The organism is uncultured Dubosiella sp., assembly GCF_964018005.1.
Taxonomy (GTDB): Bacteria; Bacillota_I; Bacilli_A; order Erysipelotrichales; family Erysipelotrichaceae; genus Dubosiella; species Dubosiella muris.
The window spans coordinates 174,364-193,475 of the sequence record NZ_CAXHOA010000001.1; the positions used below are offsets into that span (position 1 = coordinate 174,364).

General features: G+C 50.9%; 21 protein-coding genes. 14 read left to right on the forward strand and 7 right to left on the reverse strand.

Translation table 11 applies throughout. The features are described from left to right. Positions 1-374 (reverse strand): TetR/AcrR family transcriptional regulator (locus ABNS49_RS00900; RefSeq protein ID WP_348687673.1); only part of this gene is annotated, 374 nt, incomplete at its 3' end. 354 nt (positions 375-728) lie between these two features. On the opposite strand from ABNS49_RS00900, the gene ABNS49_RS00905 reads away from it, so the two are divergent. The 5 genes from ABNS49_RS00905 to ABNS49_RS00925 all read left to right on the forward strand — a co-directional run bounded on the left by ABNS49_RS00905 (position 729) and on the right by ABNS49_RS00925 (position 6,786). Next, complete coding sequence (locus ABNS49_RS00905) at positions 729-2,099, forward strand: MATE family efflux transporter (protein WP_288343339.1); 1,371 nt, start codon at positions 729-731, stop codon at positions 2,097-2,099. 75 nt (positions 2,100-2,174) lie between these two features. Next, positions 2,175-4,307 (forward strand): polyphosphate kinase 1, encoded by a 2,133-nt coding sequence (ppk1, locus tag ABNS49_RS00910; RefSeq protein WP_135979232.1) that lies wholly within the window; start codon positions 2,175-2,177, stop codon positions 4,305-4,307. Between the two features lie 21 nt (positions 4,308-4,328). Beyond that, positions 4,329-5,129 carry an ATP-dependent sacrificial sulfur transferase LarE gene (gene larE, locus ABNS49_RS00915; protein ID WP_348687676.1) on the forward strand — a complete coding sequence of 267 codons (801 nt, stop codon included), beginning with the start codon at positions 4,329-4,331 and terminating at the stop codon, positions 5,127-5,129. Next, positions 5,104-5,790: a nickel pincer cofactor biosynthesis protein LarB gene (gene larB, locus ABNS49_RS00920; protein WP_277820721.1), complete on the forward strand. Its 687-nt coding sequence runs from the start codon at positions 5,104-5,106 to the stop codon at positions 5,788-5,790. The genes larE and larB overlap by 26 nt, the downstream gene beginning before the upstream one ends. Positions 5,791-6,252: 462 nt before the next feature. Then, the gene (locus ABNS49_RS00925; protein ID WP_135979235.1) at positions 6,253-6,786 is read left to right on the forward strand and encodes a DNA-directed RNA polymerase subunit alpha C-terminal domain-containing protein; all 534 of its coding nucleotides are present in this window, start codon (positions 6,253-6,255) and stop codon (positions 6,784-6,786) included. A 40-nt stretch (positions 6,787-6,826) separates the two neighbouring features. Here ABNS49_RS00925 and ABNS49_RS00930 read toward each other — a convergent pair whose 3' ends face one another. The 3 genes from ABNS49_RS00930 to purC form a co-directional block, all read right to left on the reverse strand. Then, complete coding sequence (locus tag ABNS49_RS00930; RefSeq protein WP_135979236.1) at positions 6,827-7,213, reverse strand: hypothetical protein; 387 nt, start codon at positions 7,211-7,213, stop codon at positions 6,827-6,829. A gap of 112 nt (positions 7,214-7,325) precedes the next feature. Then, a complete protein-coding gene (gene purB / locus ABNS49_RS00935; RefSeq protein WP_135979237.1) occupies positions 7,326-8,762 on the reverse strand; it encodes an adenylosuccinate lyase in 1,437 nt (478 codons plus the stop codon). Position 8,763: 1 nt separating this feature from the next. After that, a complete protein-coding gene (gene purC, locus ABNS49_RS00940; protein WP_135979238.1) occupies positions 8,764-9,477 on the reverse strand; it encodes a phosphoribosylaminoimidazolesuccinocarboxamide synthase in 714 nt (237 codons plus the stop codon). A 128-nt stretch (positions 9,478-9,605) separates the two neighbouring features. Between purC and ABNS49_RS00945 the strand changes: the two genes are divergently transcribed. The 6 genes from ABNS49_RS00945 to ABNS49_RS00970 all read left to right on the forward strand — a co-directional run bounded on the left by ABNS49_RS00945 (position 9,606) and on the right by ABNS49_RS00970 (position 13,584). Beyond that, positions 9,606-10,928 (forward strand): Mur ligase family protein, encoded by a 1,323-nt coding sequence (locus tag ABNS49_RS00945; protein ID WP_135979239.1) that lies wholly within the window; start codon positions 9,606-9,608, stop codon positions 10,926-10,928. After that, on the forward strand, positions 10,921-11,664 hold the full coding sequence (locus tag ABNS49_RS00950) for a glutamine amidotransferase (RefSeq protein WP_277820722.1): 744 nt from the start codon (positions 10,921-10,923) through the stop codon (positions 11,662-11,664). Before ABNS49_RS00945 ends, ABNS49_RS00950 begins: the two co-directional genes overlap by 8 nt. 76 nt (positions 11,665-11,740) lie before the next feature. Further along, positions 11,741-12,601 carry a DegV family protein gene (locus tag ABNS49_RS00955; RefSeq protein WP_135979240.1) on the forward strand — a complete coding sequence of 287 codons (861 nt, stop codon included), beginning with the start codon at positions 11,741-11,743 and terminating at the stop codon, positions 12,599-12,601. Positions 12,602-12,695: 94 nt separating this feature from the next. Next, the gene (locus tag ABNS49_RS00960) at positions 12,696-13,157 is read left to right on the forward strand and encodes a methylated-DNA--[protein]-cysteine S-methyltransferase (RefSeq protein WP_135979241.1); all 462 of its coding nucleotides are present in this window, start codon (positions 12,696-12,698) and stop codon (positions 13,155-13,157) included. Continuing rightward, entirely contained in the window at positions 13,157-13,291 is a 135-nt protein-coding gene (locus ABNS49_RS00965; protein WP_277820723.1) for a hypothetical protein, read from the forward strand. The genes ABNS49_RS00960 and ABNS49_RS00965 overlap by 1 nt, the downstream gene beginning before the upstream one ends. Continuing rightward, positions 13,264-13,584 (forward strand): hypothetical protein, encoded by a 321-nt coding sequence (locus ABNS49_RS00970; protein ID WP_135979242.1) that lies wholly within the window; start codon positions 13,264-13,266, stop codon positions 13,582-13,584. The genes ABNS49_RS00965 and ABNS49_RS00970 overlap by 28 nt, the downstream gene beginning before the upstream one ends. Before the next feature lie 21 nt (positions 13,585-13,605). Here the strand turns inward: ABNS49_RS00970 and ABNS49_RS00975 are convergent, their stop codons facing one another. After that, a complete protein-coding gene (locus ABNS49_RS00975) occupies positions 13,606-14,820 on the reverse strand; it encodes an MFS transporter (RefSeq protein WP_135979243.1) in 1,215 nt (404 codons plus the stop codon). Between the two features lie 73 nt (positions 14,821-14,893). Further along, on the reverse strand, positions 14,894-15,427 hold the full coding sequence (locus tag ABNS49_RS00980; protein WP_135979244.1) for a DUF1836 domain-containing protein: 534 nt from the start codon (positions 15,425-15,427) through the stop codon (positions 14,894-14,896). 112 nt (positions 15,428-15,539) lie between these two features. On the opposite strand from ABNS49_RS00980, the gene ABNS49_RS00985 reads away from it, so the two are divergent. From ABNS49_RS00985 to ABNS49_RS00995, 3 genes are read left to right on the forward strand one after another with little or no spacing between them, the layout of a single operon-like run. Beyond that, complete coding sequence (locus ABNS49_RS00985; RefSeq protein ID WP_168353497.1) at positions 15,540-16,379, forward strand: DegV family protein; 840 nt, start codon at positions 15,540-15,542, stop codon at positions 16,377-16,379. Between the two features lie 49 nt (positions 16,380-16,428). Next, complete coding sequence (locus ABNS49_RS00990) at positions 16,429-17,352, forward strand: hypothetical protein (protein ID WP_135979246.1); 924 nt, start codon at positions 16,429-16,431, stop codon at positions 17,350-17,352. A 47-nt stretch (positions 17,353-17,399) separates the two neighbouring features. Continuing rightward, positions 17,400-18,224 (forward strand): alpha/beta hydrolase, encoded by an 825-nt coding sequence (locus ABNS49_RS00995; protein WP_135979247.1) that lies wholly within the window; start codon positions 17,400-17,402, stop codon positions 18,222-18,224. A 481-nt stretch (positions 18,225-18,705) separates the two neighbouring features. On the opposite strand, the gene ABNS49_RS01000 is transcribed toward ABNS49_RS00995, so the two are convergent. After that, positions 18,706-19,065, reverse strand: coding sequence for a YccF domain-containing protein (locus ABNS49_RS01000; protein WP_135979248.1), 360 nt, complete (start codon positions 19,063-19,065; stop codon positions 18,706-18,708). Positions 19,066-19,112 lie beyond the last annotated feature (47 nt).

The following is a 19,112-nucleotide window of genomic DNA, read 5'->3' on the forward strand; positions in this document are numbered from 1 at the left end:
CGAATCCATTTGGATACGACAAAAATAAAACCACCGGCCTTATAAATCAACCCGTTCAGGATAACGGGATCGTCCAGATCCGCGTTGCGATATTTTCGAAACATGTATTGAAGCAGGTCGATTAAATACGATTGGCTGGCTTTGGCAAGATCGGGTGTTTGCTGGATCTTCGTCATCAAGACCGGTTCGTCATAAACGAAATGCAAACATTTTCGATACCATACCTCGGTCGGCTCGTCGCCGATTTCAGGCTCTTTCTCTAAAAGAGCGTTCACTTTTTCTTTAAAATACTGAATAATGATATCTTCCTTGGAAGAGTAGGTTCGATAGTACGTCATGCGGGAAACTCCCGCTTTGCTCGTGATTTCAGACACAGTGATATCTTCGTATCGCTTTTGCTGTAGTAGGATCATCAGAGCTTCAAAGATACAACTTCTAAGAAATTGGCTCGATTTCTTTTTTTTGACCATGATTCGCGTCCCTTTCTAAGTGAGTCTATATTTGAATGGTGATGCTGTTGATGTAACAAAATTTGCTGTGCTGTTATCTAAATGTATTATAACGAAACTCAAAATTCGATTAAACCTGAAGGGTGCAATAAATTACACATTTTGATTTTTGTAACTCTTTCTATGCTTCAAAAGTATGGAAAACCATCGAAAAAAAGCATTCGATTTTTTTAATCGGGATTTTTATAATGAAAACGGAAAGCAGGAAAGGAAAAAAATATGAGGCAAACACTCGCCGCATTCACCACCAAAACACCAAAGACCACCCGAATGTTCACCAATGAAGCGCTCGGAAAACTCATCGTGCCGCTCGTCGTCGAGCAAGTCCTCGTCATGCTCATTGGCATGATCGACACCATTATGGTGTCTTTTGCCGGCGAAGCCGCCATCAGCGGCGTCGCCCTCGTCGATATGATCAACAATTTGTTCATCACCGTGCTCGCCTCCCTCGCCACCGGAGGCGCCGTCATCGTCTCCCAGTACCTTGGCTCGAAAAACAAGGCCGAGGCGGATCTGGGCGCAAGCCAGCTTATCTTAAGCGCCACGCTGGCCGGAACCGGGATCGGCGTTTTCTGCCTCGTTTTCAGACAGCCAATGCTCACACTGTTTTACGGCGGGGTCGAAGCCGACGTCATGGAAGCGTGCGCCGTGTATTTTCTATTCACGCTTTGCTCGTTTCTCTTTCTTGGCTTGTACAACGCCGGAACCGCCATCTTTCGCAGCATGCAAAAAACCGGTACGACGATGGTTGTCTCGCTTTTCATGAACATCTTGAACCTCGTCGGCAACTATTTGGGGGTGTTCGTCTTTCAAATGGGCGTGGCCGGCGTCGCCATCCCGACCCTCGTTTCGCGGATGGCGGGCGCCTTTCTCATTTTCGCGCTCACGCTGCGCCCGGGCCAGCCTGTCCAGGTCCGCTGTCCGTACGTGCTTTCGTGGCAGGGAGCCATGCAGCGCCGCCTCTTTCGCATCGCGGTGCCAAACGGCATCGAAAACGGATTGTTCATGCTTGGCAAAGTGCTCGTCACGAGCATCGTCGCTTTGTTCGGGACGACGCAAATCGCGGCCAACGGCGTATCCAACTCGCTGAATACAATTGCCATCCTCGTCGTCAACGCCATCAATCTGGCCATCGTCACCGTGATCGGGCAATGCGTGGGCGCCCGGGAATTGGAACAGGCACGCGCCTACACGAAAAAGCTCATGAAGATCTCCTATGTCGCGACAGCCGCCTTGTCGTTGCTCGTATGGGCGATTTTGCCGCTTTTGCTGCGCCTTTACGACATGAGCGATGCCACGTACACTCTCACTTTCCATCTTATCCTGATCCACAACGCCCTGGCGCTGCATCCTACTTCGTTCAATTTGGCCAACGCCATTCGCGCCGCCGGCGACGTGCGGTACACGATGTGGGTCGGCATCGCGTCCATGCTTGTTTTCCGGCTTGGCTGCGCCTTCTTGTTTGGTGTCGGACTTGGATGGGGAATTTATGGCGTATGGCTGGCGATGGGCGCCGACTGGCTGGGTCGATCCATCGCGTTCCTCTTTCGATACCACTCTGGAAAATGGCTGCGCCATCGGGCGATCTAACACAAAGAAGAATGGCTTTGGGCATTCTTTTTTTGTCGTCCATGATATAATCTTGGAAAAGGAAATGAGTGAATTATGAGTAAGACACATCACCGATATATGCAAAACCGCGAGTTATCGTGGCTGAAATTTAATCAACGCGTTTTAGAGGAAGCCAGCGATCCAAACGTTCCTTTGTTTGAACGGCTGAAATTCCTCTCGATTTTCACAAGCAATCTGGACGAGTTTTACATGATCCGGGTCGGCACTTTAACCGATTTGTGCTATGGCGATCCCAACCATGTCGACAGCCGCAGTCAAATGACGGTTCAGGAGCAGCTGCAAGCCATTTTCAAGGAAACCAAGCAGCTGTACGCAATGCGCGACACCATATACAAGGCGCTGGAGGAAACGATGATCGACCTCCAATTCGCCAACCGCGCATGGAAAGACTTGTCCCGCAAACAAAAAAAGCATCTTCAAAAATATTTCCGGGAGCGGATCCTGCCTTTGTTGTCGCCGCAAATCATGGACTTCCACCATCCGTTTCCACACCTGGTCAACCAGCAGTTGTACATTGTCGTCGAACTGTATGAAAAGGAAAAAAAGAAGTTCGGCATCGTGCCGGTTCCTCCGTTTGTCGAGCCGTTTATCAAGGTTGGCGAGGAGGGACAGAACTTCCTGCTGATGGAGCAGCTCATCATCAACAACCTGGATCAAATTTTCACCAAGAGCACGATCAAGGACGCCGCCGTCATCCGCGTGACCCGCAACGCCGATGTCGAAATCGACGACGACCGGGCGAAAGACGACGAGGATTATCTCGACTTCGTTAAAAACGCGCTCAAAAAACGCTCGCGGCTCGCGCCGCTGCGCATGGAGGTGTACCGGTCGATTCCCGACTCGATGCTCAACTATTTATGCGAGCAGCTTGACATTTCCAAGGCGCAGGTATTTTTGTCCAAAACCCCGCTTGAATTGAAGTTTTTGTTCGATTTGATTGGCAAGGCGCCGCAGGCGATGAAGGAAATGCTCGCGTATCCGCCGTTCGCGCCGCAGCCATCCAAATACGTCGATCCCGACCGTGGCGTCCTGTCGCAGGCGCTCGATCACGATATTTTGCTGAACTATCCGTATCAGACGATCGACCACTTTTTGAATTTGCTCAAAGAAGCCAGCGACGATCCCGACGTGCTGTCCATCAAAATCACGATTTATCGTCTGGCCACGCCATCGAGAATTTTGGACTATTTGATTCGCGCTTGCGAAAATGGCAAGGAAGTCACCGTTTTGATGGAGCTGCGCGCCCGCTTTGACGAAGACCACAACATTCAGGCGGCCCAATGGCTCGAAGAAGCCGGATGCACGGTTCTTTTCGGTTTCGAGCATTATAAAGTGCACTCGAAAATTTGCCTCATTACCGTGAAAACGAAAAAGGGCTTGCGGCTTGTGACGCAAGTGGGGACCGGCAACTACAACGAGAAGACCGCCAAGCAATACACCGATCTTTGCCTGATTACCGCCAACGAGCAAATCGGCCGGGATGCGGCCGCCTTTTTCCAAAACATGGCGCTGGCCAACGTCGAAGGCCAGTACGAGCGCCTTTTGGTGGCCCCGTCCTCGCTCAAACAAACGGTTTTGAAAAAGCTCGACGAGCAAATCGAACGGGCCAAAGAAGGCAAGGTGGCCGAAGCGTGCTTCAAAGTCAATTCGATTTCCGACACGGAAATCATGGACAAGCTACGTGAGGCGAGCTGCGCCGGCGTGAAAATCGTGATGGTCGTCCGCGGGATTTGCTGCCTGCTCCCCGGCGTCGAAGGCGAAACCGAAAACATCGAGATCTACTCGATTGTCGGCCGTTTTCTGGAGCATTCGCGCATCTACATGTTTGGGCCGAAAGAGGAGAGGACGATTTATATCGCCTCGGCCGATTTTATGACCCGCAATACGAATCATCGCGTCGAGGTGGCGGTTCCTGTTGAAAATCCGATGCTGAAGGCCGACATTGAAACGTATTTCCACAATTTGCTGATGGATAACGTCAAGCGGCGCCGGCTGACTTGTACCGGCTGCTACGAGCCAATCGAAAGCGAAAAGGAAGACCGGTTCGACTCCCAGCAATATGAGCTGGAAGCCGCCAAAGACCATCCTTGCTTGTATAAGAAAAAGGAGAACGCCTTCCAGCGGTGGTTCCATCAGCGAAGACGAGGAACAAAAAAAGAACAATAAACAAAAAAAGGGGGAATTTTGATGACAAAGGAAGATTTGCTTCGCGAGCAAATCCGCCAGTACGGCCGCGTGGCGATCGCCTACAGCGGGGGCTGCGACTCCGACTTTTTATGGACGCTTTGCAAAGACGTGCTTGGCGAGGAAAACGTGCTGCCCATTTTTGTGCGCGGGCCAATGATCAGCGAGGAGGACGCAACGGCCGCGCTCGGGCGGCTGGAGGGGACGGCCCATCTTGTGCTGGAACTGGACACGCTCTCCATTCCGGCGTTTCGACACAACGCCCGCGACCGGTGCTATTGGTGCAAGCATTCCTTAATGAAACAAATCCAAGACGCCGCGCATCAGCGCGGCTTTGATGTGGTGATCGACGGACAAAACGCGGACGATCAAGCCGAGTATCGCCCCGGAAAAGCGGCTTGCCAGGAACTGGGAATCGTGTCGCCGATGGCGCGAGTCGGACTTGACAAGGCGGCGATACGGAAATGGGCGAAAACGCTGGGCGTGCCGACGCACGACAAACCCGCCAACGCCTGTCTGGCGTCGCGTTTCGACTATGGAACGACGCTGACGCGCGAAAGCCTGGACCGGGTGGCGCAAGCCGAACGCTATTTGCACGATCTTGGCGTGCTGCATGTCCGGGTCCGGGACATGGACGGGCTGGCCCGGATTGAGTGCGAGCGAAAAGACTGGAAAAAAATTTTGGAAGCCAAGGAGTTTGTCGACACATTTCGCCGGCTTGGCTACCGGTATGTCACCTTGGATTTGAATGGCATCACAACAGGAGGGTATGATCGAAATGGGAATCCAACAAATCGACTTTGAAAAACAATACACGATCGACTATGAGCGAAAAAAGAGGACGGGCGCGCCCGAAATCATTTACGGGGAAGGAAAGACGAAGGAGCAAATCGAAGCCATCATCGCCGACATGCTGGAAAACGGCCAGGACGCGATTTTCGCTTCCCGTGTCGACGAGGAAAAAGCGGCGTACTTGCAGGCTCGTTTTCCAAAACTGGAATACGACAAGGCGGCCCGGGTACTCGTCTGGCGTCAAGACTGGAACACGGTGAATCCGGGACGGATTTGTGTCGTGTGCGCGGGAACCAGCGATGTGCCGGTCGCTATGGAAGCGGTGTGGATCGCCCGGTTTTTAGGCAACGACGTCGATTTTGTTTGCGATGTCGGCGTGGCGGGCATTCATCGTCTGCTGGCGCGAATGGATCAAATCAACGCCGCCAACGTCATCGTGGTCGTCGCGGGCATGGAAGGCGCGCTCGCTTCCGTCGTTGGCGGGCTCACAAATAAGCCGGTGATCGCCGTGCCGACGTCTGTAGGCTACGGCGCCAACTTCCAAGGTCTTTCCGCGCTGCTGTCGATGCTCAACTCGTGCGCAAGCGGCGTCAGCGTGGTGAATATCGACAATGGATTCGGGGCCGGATTCATGGCGCATACGATCAACTGTCTGGCCCGGCGCGGCGAGTAAAAAGCGGTATCCGGACGGATACCGCACACATATGATCTGATGCTCAGGGTCCCACCCCGCATTTGAAATAGGGGGTATATCCCAAAATTGGGCATGGTCCTTTAACACCATCTCCACGCAAGGCAGATTAAGCAGAAAAGAAGGATCACGACCGAATCCTTCTTTTGATATTTCTTCATTTTTAGGTAAAGCCGTGAATCAGAACAAGCTCTCTTGTTCAATTCCATTTTATGGATTAAAATGAAAAAAGTCAATTTATAATTCATTCTTTTCATGGATTTGTTTCAAAAATGCTTCAAGAATGAAGTAATTTGCAAAATAATTAAAAGAATGCACAAATGAATCTGTCTGTTTTCAATTTTCTTTCCACTCTCTGGAAAAAAACGAGAAAGTTATAGAAAATATAGTCTTTTAAAACGCTTTCTGTTATACTTTCCCTATCCCGCATGGAAGGAATAGGCGATGAACTATATATTGGTGGAAGCGCTTCCTTTTAAAGCCGGCACCCGCTCGCTGCTCAAAGAAGCCCGTTTCGATTCTGTCGAGGCGCTTCTGGAGCTGCCAATCGCAAAGATCGCGGCGCTGCCGGAAATCGACGCCGACAGTTTGGAAGAAATCGCGTCGTTCAAACGTCAGGTGGAAACCTGGCGGGCGCAGGGAATCGAAGTCCGGTTCAATCAGTCGCTGGATGGCCAGGCCACTGGCGACCATTGCTCGCTGCTGCACTATTTGTTTCCGCAAATCCAGCCCGGCGAACCGGTTGATTTCTTTTTTCGGGACGAGCAGGGAAACCAGGTTCGGGATCGTCTTGTAGACGAGGCCCGGATCTCGAGCCGTCTGAAGCATTCGCTGAAGGCCTGCGGTATTTTAGGGCTGAGGGAAATATTTCAGCTTGACTACCGGGCGCTGGACGATATTCGAAAGCTAGGGGAAAAATCAAAATCCGAATTGCTGGTGTATTTAAAAGAGAACACATGGCTTCAAATTGAAAAATAAGAGCGAAAACCAATCCAATGGATCGGAATTCGCTCTTTTTCTAAAGCAATGTTTCGATTTCATCGTCCGTTTCGATGAGCTCGTTTTCTTTGGCGATCGCGCGCACAAGCGGCAAGGCGCTTTCGGTCGCGAAAGCCATCAGCTTTTTAAACAGCCACGGATGCTCGTCCTTGCGGATCTCGAAGTTGTAGGAAAGCATGCCAATGGCTTCGCGAATCGGTTCCGATTCGAAGCTACACAACAAGTCGTACATGGGAACCTGGTACGCCCGGAAATCCAAGCCGCCCGACAACGTCCAAAAGACGTAGGCGTAATGGTTTTCTGGCTGCTTTTCGTCGCGGACAACGACTTCGGCCACTATCGGATTGGCGTCCCAGTTTTCCGGGTCAATCAAAACGTAGTTTGCGCGAAGATTGATTTGTTTCATGGCGCTCCTCCTTTCCTTTTGTTTCATTATACCGGCAGCGCCTTGTAAAAAAGAAGGAGAAGGCTCCCTACAAAAAAAACACCGCAACGGGTGTTTTCTATTGGTGAACAGGCTAGACGTTGATGTCGGCGTGCAAACCGAGATCGGCTTTGTTTTGGGCAAGAACCGGATCGACGTAGTCTTTGAAAAACTCCTCGGTTTGCTGCGGGGCGCGGCCGACAAAGTTTTTCGGATCCATGACTTCCAAAATTTGCTCTTTCGTCATGTTGAATTTCGGATCCGCCGCGATCAAGTCGATCAAGTCGTTTGGCTTGCCTTCTTCTTTCACGTGCTTTCCGGCTTCCATGGAGTGGACACGAATGGCTTCGTGCAGCTCCTGACGGTCGCCTCCCGCTTTGACGGCGTCCATCATGATGTTTTCCGTCGCCATGAACGGCAGCTCGCGCAGCAAGTCTGCCTCGATGACTTTCGGATACACGACCAGACCATCCGTAATATTCAAATACAAGTCCAGAATGCCGTCAATGGCTAAAAACGCTTCGGCCATGCTAATGCGCTTGTTAGCCGAATCGTCGAGCGTGCGCTCGAACCATTGCGTGCTGGCCGTCAAAGCCGGATTGAGCGCGTCGCAAATCACGTAGTTGGCTAAAGCCGCCATGCGCTCGGAACGCATCGGGTTACGCTTGTATGCCATGGCGCTCGAACCGATTTGTCCTTTTTCAAACGGTTCCTCGATTTCTTTCATATGCTGGAGCAGACGGATGTCGTTGCTGAACTTGTGGGCGCTTTGCGCGATGCCGACCAGCGCGTGCAGCACCCGAGTATCGTATTTGCGGCTGTAGGTTTGACCCGAAACGGGGAAGCAGGCGTCGTACCCGAGCTTTTCGCAAATCAGCCGGTCGATTTCTTTAACCTTTTCCGTGTCGCCTTCGAACAGCTCCATGAAGCTGGCTTGCGTGCCGGTCGTTCCTTTTTGTCCGAGAAGCTTTTTATGGTCGAGCAAGTACTCGATTTCCTCGTAGTCCATAAGCAAGTCATGCGCCCACAGCGCCGCCCGCTTCCCAACCGTGGTGGGCTGGGCCGGCTGGAAGTGGGTAAATGCCAGGCAAGGCAGATCCTTGTATTCGAGGGCGAATTTTTCCAAAGCGGCCAGCACATTGACGAGTTTCTTTTTCACCAGCTCGAGCGCCTCGTGCATAATGATCAAATCGGTGTTGTCGCCAACGTAGCAGCTCGTCGCGCCCAAATGGATGATTCCTTTGGCGCTTGGACATTGCTGGCCATAGGCGTACACGTGGGACATGACGTCGTGGCGGACGATTTTTTCGCGTTCCTGCGCCACGTCGTAGTTGATATCGTCCTGGTGGGCGATAAGTTCGGCGATTTGCTCGTCGGAGATGTCCAGGCCAAGCTCCTGCTCGGCTTGCGCCAGCGCGATCCACAAGCGGCGCCAGGTTTTGAATTTTTTGTCGTTGGAAAAAAGCGCCTGCATTTCCCTGGAAGCGTAGCGCTGCGAAAGCGGCGACTGGTAAATGGATGTGTCCGCCATCTTACTCACCAAACCCCAATCGTTTAAACACTTCCTGGTACGCGCCTTCCGGATCGCCCAGATCGCGGCGGAACCGGTCTTTATCGAGATGCTCTCCGGTTTCGATATCCCAGTACCGGCACGTATCCGGGGAAATCTCGTCCGCGAGCACGATCGTGCCATCGGCCGTCTTGCCAAACTCGAGCTTGAAGTCGATCAGCTCGATGCCGATTTCCCGGAAAAAGGCTTTCAGAAAGTCGTTGACTTTGAACGCATAGTCCGTAATCGTGTCGATTTCCTCCTGTGTCGCCGCGCCAATGGCTTTGGCCATGTACGAGTTGATGAGCGGATCGCCCAGGTCGTCGTCTTTGTAGGAGAACTCAAGCGTGGAGCATTTCAAAGCGGTTCCTTCCGGAATGCCGAGCCGTTTCGAGAACGATCCAGCCGCCTTGTTGCGGATAATGACTTCGAGAGGGATGATATCGACTTTTTTCACATACGTTTTGCGGTCGTCGATTTCCTCGACAAAATGCGTTGGCACGCCTTGCTCTTCGAGCTTGCGCATCAAAAAGTTCGTCATCCGGTTGTTAATGGCGCCTTTTCCAACGATCGTGCCCTTTTTCAAGCCGTTGAACGCGGTGGCATCGTCTTTGTAGTCGACGATCACCACATTGGGATCATCGGTTAAAAAAACTTTTTTCGCTTTACCTTCATAAATCATATCCAGTTGTTTCATTGTCTTTCCTCCATGTTTTACTTTCTCATTATACTCGATTTATATAAATAATCGAGATATGTTTTCGATTTCATGATTCACAACTTCGGTTTCCGTACGGTATAATGGGACAGTGAAAGGAGCGAATTATGCGCTTTTTATCTATATTGGCAACAAAATCAAGCGCGGCCATCCTTCAAAAGATGGGACGGGGCGGCAGTATGCCTGGTCAAATCGGATTGAAGCTGGACCCGCAGATTCTCAAAAAACTCAAGATCCACGCCCCGGTCATTTTGGTGACGGGCACCAACGGCAAGACGAGCACGGCGAACATGATCGCCAGCTTGTTTGAGCAAGCCGGCTACGAGGTGATTTCCAACCGCAAAGGGGACAACTTGCGGGAAGGCATCGTGACGACGCTGCTGTCGCACGCCGACCTTTCCGGACGGGTGAAGGCGGGAGCCATCGTCCTGGAAGTGGACGAGCTCAATATCAAACACATTTTGCCCAACCTGCCGGTGAGCGCTTTGGTCGTCAACAACTTTTTCCGCGACCAGCTCGACCGGGCCCGGGAAATGGAACAGCTGATTGAAAGCATCGAAAACGTGCTCCCCGGCTACGATCAGACTTTGATTTTAAATGGCAACGACCCCAATGTGGTCCGGCTTTCCCTGAAAGCGCCGCGGGCCCATATCGTTTATTTTGGCTTGGCGAAAAACGAGGCTTCCGTCACGTCGACAAGAGAGGCGAGCGAAGGAAAGTTTTGTCCGCGGTGCGGGCACCGGCTCCAATACGCGTACTATCAATATTCGCACATCGGATCGTTTTCGTGTCCGCACTGTCATTTCCGGACACCGATTTTGAATGTCGAACTCAAAAACATCGACTTGAAAAACCACACGTTCACGCTGCATGGCGAAACGTTCAAAGATCCGTATGACGGCTTGTATTCGATGTACAACTGCGCAGCGGTGCTGGCGGTGGCCGACTTGTACGACATTTCCAGCCATTGCGTGAAGGAAGTGTTCAAGCACGCCCCGCAGCCGAAAGGGCGCAACGAGCGGTTTGAACTGGATGGCCGGTCCATCATTTTAAACCTTGTAAAAAACCCGACCGGCGCCAACGAAGTCATGAAAGTCATCGAGGAGGACGAGGACAAAAAGTCGATCGTCATCGTATTGAACGACCGGGAGCAGGATGGAACGGACGTCAGCTGGATTTACGACACCCATTTTGAAAAGCTGATGAAGCCGACAACGCATCGAATCGTGACGACGGGAACGCGCGGATTCGACATGGCGCTGCGCTTGTACTATGGCGGCTATCAAGGGGTCCTGGAGGAGAAGGAAACGATCGAGCAGGCGCTGGATGAAGTGTTCCGGGATCCGGACGACATTTATGTCATCGCCACGTACACGGCGCTGCTGCCAGCGCGCAACGCAATCGTAAAGCAGGTGAAAAATTATGGATAGAACGATGCGAGTGGCCTGGATGTATCACGACGTGATGGATCTGTATGGCGACACAGGCAACATGATGGTGCTGAAAAAACGGTGCGAGGATCGCGGGATCCGCTTCGAGCTGGAAACCGTGGGCATTGGCGAAAAAGCGGATTTGGCCGCATTCGACTTGATTTTTCTTGGCGGCGGGGCGGACAAGGAACAAATGTCCATCATTCCCGATTTGCTTTCCCGCAAGGAAAACATTCAGGAAGCGATGGATAGCCGCACGTTCGTGCTGCTCATTTGCGGCGGCTACCAGCTGTTTGGAAAATATTACGAGGCCGCGGACCATTCCCAAATCCCGGGGCTTGGCTTTTACGACTACCATACCGATACAGGCAAGGAAGGATCCCGCTGCATTGGCAATGTCGTCATCGAAGCGGATCTGGATGGATTGAAAACGAAAATCGTCGGCTTTGAAAACCATGGCGGACAAACGGTCCATGTCGAGCATCCGCTTGGAAAGGTTTTGAAAGGCTACGGCAACAGCTTCGATGCGGGCTATGAAGGCTTTTACGACGGCCGGATCCTGGGCACGTATTTGCACGGGCCGCTGCTGCCAAAAAATCCGGAAGTGGCGGATTTCGTCATCACAAAAGCGCTACAAAAAAACGATCCGGACTTTAAACAAAGCGATTTGAAAAAGCTGGAGGATGTTTGGGAGACCCGGGCGCGGGAAGCGATTTTATCCAAGCTGGAACAATGAAATTTCAAAGAAGTCAGGCGAATTGGTTTGACTTCTTTTATTTCGTATAATAAAACGTAGAAAAGAGGTCATCGGTATGATTCAAATCATTTCGGATTCAGGAACGTTGTATTCGCAAATCGAGGCGGAAAAGAAAGGGCTGTATACGATTCCGCTTCAAGTCGTTGTGGATCACAAAAGCTATAAGGATTATGAGTCGATCACAAGCACGGAGCTGCTGCAAATGATCGACCAGAAAAAAGTTCCTTCCACCTCGCTGCCAAGCGTTGGCGAGCGGATCGAGCTTTACAATACATTAACGGGTAAGGGAGACGAGGTCATCGACATCACGATCGCCAATGGATTGTCGGGCGCTTACGCTTCGGCGCAAATGGCGAAAGAAGAATGCGAGCATCCTCAAATGGTGACGGTCGTGGACTCCAACACGCTGGCCGGCCCGATGCGTGCGCTGGTGGACGAGGCGCTCAAGATGGCGCAGGCCGGCGATTCGAAAGAAGCCATCGTGGCGATGCTGGACCATTCGATTCCGACGGAAGTGTCGTTTTTGATTCCGCAGGATTTTTCCTTTTTGAAGCGTGGCGGCCGCATTTCGGGCGTGGAAGCGGGAATCGGCGGATTTTTAAAGCTCATTCCAGTCATGATGCGCAAGCAGCAAAGCCACGAGGAAGGCTCGCGGCTCGTGAACTTCTCTTTGTGCCGGACGATGAAAAAAGCGTTCGTCAAAATGGCGGACCACATGGAAAAAAAAGGGGTCGGAGCCGGCTATACGATTTACATTTCGCATGCCAACAACATGGAGGACGCCGCCAAGGCGGAAGCGTATTTTGCCGAGCGCTTTCCAGACGCCAAGCTCGTCGTCATGCCGCTTTCTCCGGCGTTCATCACGCAGGGCGGTCCAAAGTGTCTGGCGGTGCAGGCCATTCAAATCATTCAGTGATTCAAAACAGGACGAAAACTTCGCGTTTTCGTTTTTTTTCGCCTTGTCTAGCCAGCGAATAGCGGTGTATGATGGAAAACAAGGAGAATCAACGATGTATTTTGACGACTATTTTTCACCGCTAGGAAAAATGCGGATCACCAGTGATGGCGAAGCCATTACCGGCTGCTGGTTTGAAGACCAAAAGCAGCCGGCTACCAAAAGCGAACGTTCCCCGTGTCCGGTAATCGTACAAGCCAAACAATGGCTTGACGCCTATTTTCAAGGAGAGCGCGTGCCGGTGACGTTTCCTCTTCGGCCGGATGGAACGCCGTTTCAAAAGGAAGTGCTCGCGACGCTGACAAATCTTGCGTACGGGCAGACGACGACGTACCAGGCGGTTGCCCGGCAAATGAACAAAGGTTCGGCCCGGGCGGTGGGCAGGGCGGTGGCGCGCAACCCGATTTTGATTTTGATCCCGTGCCACCGGGTGCTTGGCGCGAACGGAAAGCTGACCGGATACGCGGGCGGCCTGGCGCGCAAGGAGGCGCTTTTGCGACGGGAAGGGGTTTTGTGATGAAAACGCTGTGGTTGATTGGCGGACCGATGGGAATCGGAAAGACGACCGTTGGCCAGGCTTTGAAGAAAAAGCTCGACCGCGCGGTGTTTTTGGATGGCGACTGGTGCTGGACGCCGATCCATTTGTCGTGAACGAGGAAACCAAGACGATGATGATGCAGAACATCGCTTTTTTGCTTGCGCAGTTTTTGTGTTGCACCGTGTACGAAAACATCGTGTTCAGCTGGGTGATGGACGAACAGGAAATCATAGATTCGATTGTGGACGCCGTATCCTACAAAGAGGCGGTGCGCATTGCGGCGTTTTCATTAGTGGGCAGCGAGAAATGCCTGACGAAACGGCTAGAAAAAGACGTCGCGAACGGGATCCGTCAGCCGGATATCGTGGCGCGGTTATGCGCTCTTAAGCGGCAAATGGAAAAATAAAAAGTCTGCGTGCAGACTTTTTTAATCCGTGTTTATCGCTTGTTTGGCTTTGCTGCCGGTCAGGCACGGATAGCAAAGCAGCAGGCCAATCAGACTTAAAGCGACGCCAATTCCTAATACGAGGTGGACGCTGAGCATATCCATCAGCACACCGCCAAACAACGATCCGATGATGCCGGCCATGGTAATGAACATCGTGTTGACAGTTTGTCCCATTAAAATGTCGTATTCCGAAACGACCTGGTTGACATAGTACACGATGGCCGGGGTGAATAAGGCGTAGGCGCCGATTTGCAAAAAGGCGGCGAGGTAAATGCCCCAGACGTTGAAGGCGAAAAACGTGACAACGTGCTTGGCTAAATAAAAGACGAGCGATATTTTCAGCAAGCTTTCAATGCGGAATCGTTTGGCGAGTTTTTCGAAGCCAAACATGGCGGGCAGTTCGACAATGGCGGCGATAAAGACGGCGATTCCCATATTGGCGCTCGTGCCATGGACATTTTGAACAACTTGAATGTAAAAATTGTTAATGATGGAATGCGTCGTGTAGACGAGCATATAGCCAGTCAAAACGATTGTCAGCGTCTTGTATTTGGTCAGAAACTGAAGCAGCGTGATTTTGGATTTCTCTTCTTTGGCTTCAAAGGCTTTTTCGGTTTTTTGTTCCGGTTTGGACAGCTTGAGCCGATAGCTATGCACGGCCAGCGCGCTGATGAGCGCCAGAAGGAAATAAATCAGGGGCAGGATGCTGGGGGTTAGCGCGTCGATCAAGTAGCCAAGCGCCATGCTGACGATGGCGTAGGCGGCCGAACCGAGGCCCCGGGCCAAGCCATAGTTGATTCGCACGCCGAATTTCTCATACATGAAAGCGGCGGTATTGATCAGCGGCATCCCGCTCATCATGCAGGCGAAAATCAAAACGGTAATCATGGACAGCACGATGTTGCGTCCCCAGACGCGGCTGGATACGAACAGGAACAAGGAACCGAGCATGATGACAAGCAGCATCGCCAAAATCAGCCGCTGAAGAGGCACGTCGGGGTGTTTGTCGCCATACGAGGCGCAAAGCGGCTGTAAGATGAGCGAAACGACGGAATACAAAGCGAGGATGAGGCCGATTTCGGAATTGGAGTAGCCTAAGTCCAGCAAGTAGTTGGACGCGAAGGCGAGCATCGAGGCCATCATGGCGAAATACGAAAAGTTGATGAATTGATAGCGGGTGTTGAGTGACTTCATAATCCATTCTCCTTCGTCGTGTAGACGCTTTCATTATACCTGAATCACGCGTCTTTTCGAGGAGAATTTCTGGTTATCCAAAGGACTTTTCCGTTTTTCGAAGTAAGTATAACGTATAAATTTTGTAAACGACGGTTTTGATGGCGGAATCCATGAGTTTTTGCTCGTTGGAAGGGTCGGTGTACAGCTGGTACGTCAGCTGATCCGTTTCGAAAATCTCGTGGATGCTGTTTTCAAAAATCGCGATGAACCGGTCGTAGTGAAGCCCGATCTGGTCTTCTCCCATCGTGCGGTACAACTCGATCATTTCCGAAACCTCGTTGAGGGAGAAGCACTGTTTCAAAATGCATACGACGATTAAATAGCCAATATGCGCCTGCTTGTAATGTTTCTTGATGGGCGGGGTGATCATGCTGTTTTTCACGTAGTTGTTCACCATGCTTTTCGTAATAAAGACGGCCGGCTCTTCCATGGCCAGGCCTTGCAGGGCGCGGTTGATGTACTCGACGATTTGGTCCATATACAAGTCGATGTCGGGAAAATCGTTCCATTTGGGACATGAGAAAGCGAGCATGTCTTCTTTGATTTGGGTTGCGTTCTTTTTCATGTTCGAATCATAGCATAATCTTTAAAACCGTTCAATCTAGTTTTTAATACTAGATTATATTGACTTTCAAATCAGACCCTCTATAATGAACGGTAGAAAAGAGGACTTGAATATGGTTAAAATTATTAGCGATTCCTCCACTTTGTACACGACAAACGAAGCGGCGGCGAAGGGGATCGCGGTCGTTCCGCTCAATATCGTGGTGGATCAAAGCTCCTATAAAGATTTGGACGAGATGACGTCCACGAAACTGCTGCGGCTCATTCAGGAAAAGAAAATCCCGAGCTCGTCGCAGCCAAGCATTGGCGAAAAACAAGCGTGCTATGAACAATATCTCGAGGAAGAACAAATTCTGGATATCACGATGGCGCAAGGCTTGTCGGGAACGTACGACTCCGCCTGCATGGCGAAGCAGCTCGTCGACTCGGACAAGATCACGGTGTTCAACTCCAAAACCTTGTGCGGCCCGCACCGGGCGCTGGTGGACTACGCGAAGAAACTGAGCGACCAAGGCATGAGCGCGCAGGAAATCGTGGATTCGCTTGCGTCATGCGTCGAAACGGAAATCTCCTTTCTCGTTCCTCGTGACTTTTCCTTTTTGAAGCGCGGCGGCCGGGTCTCGCAGCTGGAGGCCGGCGTGGGCGGCTTTTTGAAACTCGTTCCAACGATGATCAAAAGCGCGAACGGGAAGCGGCTCGAGTCTTTCTGCGTGACAAAAACGTTTAAAAAAGCCGTAAAAAACATGATCGCGGAAATGAAGAAACGCCAGGTGGATTCCTCGTATACGTTTTTTATCTCCCACGCGTTCAACGAGGACGACGCCTTGAAAGCGCAGACGCTTATCGAGGAGCAATTCGAGGGCGCCCGCATCGTTTTGCTGCCGCTTTCGCCGGTTTTTATCGCCCAAGGCGGACCGGAATGCGTGGCGGTCCAGGCGATCCGCATCGCTTAAAAAGATTGGAAAGAAGCCCATTTTCTGATACTATTGAGTGGGTGATAGAATGAAGAAGTTTTTAAAGATCCTTTGCGTGTTTTGCATTGGCTTCGCCTTGACGGGCTGTTCCTCGAAAGAGGCCAAAACGGAAATCAAGGACGGAGTGGAATTTGAGCTGCTTGACGCGTTGCAGGTGACAAACGATACGACCAACACGGTGTACTATTATTTTTTAGGAAGCTTGTCCAACAACAGCAAAGCCGCGTATCATATGAGCGAGCTGTCGTATAAAGTGACGGACCAGGAAAACCAGGATGTCCACGCGATCGCCAGAGATCAGGCGACCAACATGGAAACGGTTCCGGCGGAGCAGTCGACGTTCGTGTATGGCTATGTGGGGTATCCCAACAACAACCAGAAAAACATGGGCATCTACTTTCCGAAAAACAAGGCGTTTTTATCGTTCGATTCGGTCAAGGTCCGCAAGATCAGCGATAAAAACGTGACGTATTCGACCGAAAACAAGTTTACCTTGTACGACGACAAGTCGTTCCAGTTCGATGTCGACGCCTCCAAGATGACGTATGATTTCGCGGATGGCAACTCCGTCGTGCAAGGCTTGACGATCACGTATACGAATAAGACCGACAAGCGGCTTGTCGTGCCGTACATCACGCCGGTGGCCACGCTGAAGGGAATCGACTTGAACGACTACAAAGACCGTGGCGACTTCAAGTCGATGGATCTTAAGCAAATCAAGGGCGTTGATTTTAAAACTAACGATATGGCGCCGAAAACGGAAGACATTGCGGGAAACGCGACCGGGTATCAATGCTTTTACCTGACGCCGAAACAGTCCGTCACGTGCAAGATCAACTTCACGTTTGAGCACGCGATTCCGGATTTCTCCAACTACAATCCGAAAGCCATTCAAATTGATTTGAATTCGGCGGCGCTTGGATATTCGCAAACGATTAGCGTCAAATATTAACAACAAAAACTGTTCAGCTCTGGACAGTTTTTTTATATAATGGGGGCATGGAAGAAAAAGTATACACCACACCGCTTGGCGATATTCACTATTGGATCCAATGGAAGGGAAAGGACGCGCAGACGCTCGTTTTTCTTCCCGGTTTAACGGCCGACCACCGTTTGTTCGACAAGCAAATCGAATATTTCGCGAACAAAGCGAACCTTTTTGTTTGGGACGCGCCGGGACACGCTTCCTCGTATCCGTTCTCCTTGCGTTTTTCAATGGACGACGAGGCGCGGTGGCTGATGGCAATTTTGCGAGAAAACGGCTTTTCCAATTTTGTTTTGGTTGGCCAGTCGCTTGGCGGCTATATCGGACAAGTGTTCACGCAGTTGTTTCCTGGCGCGCTACAAGGATTCGTGGCGATTGATTCGGCGCCGCTGCAACGCTGCTATATCACGAAAGCAGAGCTGTGGCTGTTAAAGCGCATGGAACCTGTCTATCGCTATTTGCCTTGGCAATGGCTGTTGAAGCAAGGCACAAGGGGCGTCGCGACAACCGAGTATGGCAGAAAGCTGATGCGTTCCATGATGCTTGTGTACGATGGCGACCAGCCGCGCTACGCGGCGTTGTCCGGCCATGGATTTCGCATGCTTGCCGAAGCGATAGAAACCAACCGCCCGTATTCTTTGACTTGTCCGGTTCTTTTGATTTGCGGAACAAAAGACCAGGCCGGCTCCTGCCGGCGCTATGCGAAAGCCTGGCACAAAAAAACCGGATTTCCGTTGGTATGGATTGAAAAGGCGGGGCACAATTCGAATACCGATGCGCCCGCGCAAGTCAATTCCTGTATCGAGCGGCTCATGAACAGCGCGCGAAAAAACACTTGATCCATTTATGTTCATCAGTGAAAGACAATTATGGGAACAATATCGAAACGGAAAAAAATGGAATTTCGATTGAATTTTTGGAAAAATATTAATTATAAAAATGGAAAACCCGTCGATTTAAAAAACCGGCGGGTTTTGTAGTCAAAAGACGCATCAATCGAATGAAAGACGCGTTCGAAAGCAAAGAATCCAAATCGTTGAAAAGAGATCCAAATACAGGCTACAGCAAACGATCCGGAAAACAACAACCACATTCATTACATAATATATATTATGCGAAGTAGTAAGTGAAATATAATTAGTCTGGATTTTTATCGCTTCCTACTGATTTGAATATCCAGATTTACTTTGGTATTTTTGGGTATTTTTAATTTGAATTGGTGCAAAAATGGTGCATTGTTTTTAGCCGGGTTAAAATCCGGATTCTTTCGCTAATCAAAAAAAAACAGAGAGAACATCCTCTCTGCTGGACCTTGTTGGCTTATACGATGGTTGCTCCAAACGGCATCAAAGCGAGCTTCGCCATTTTGAAGCACTGCAAACCAAACGGAATGCCGATAATCGTGCAGCACAAAATCAATCCATTGACCACCGCCTCCAAAGCGAGCGGGATGCCGCTCAACAACAGCCAAAACACATTGGCTAAAGTCGACATCGTTCCTCCGCCGTAGACGACTTCCTTTCCGAATGGAAAGAAGGCGAGCGACGCGAATTTAAAGCACTGGACACCGATGGGAATGCCAACGATGGTGATACACCAAAATAAACCGGCGACAAACCACGACAAACCTTGCCATAATCCGCAAAATATAAACCAGAGCAAATTTCCTAAAAAACTCATATTGTTCCTCCCTAGCGATTTGTTTTATTGTATCCTAAATAAGAAAA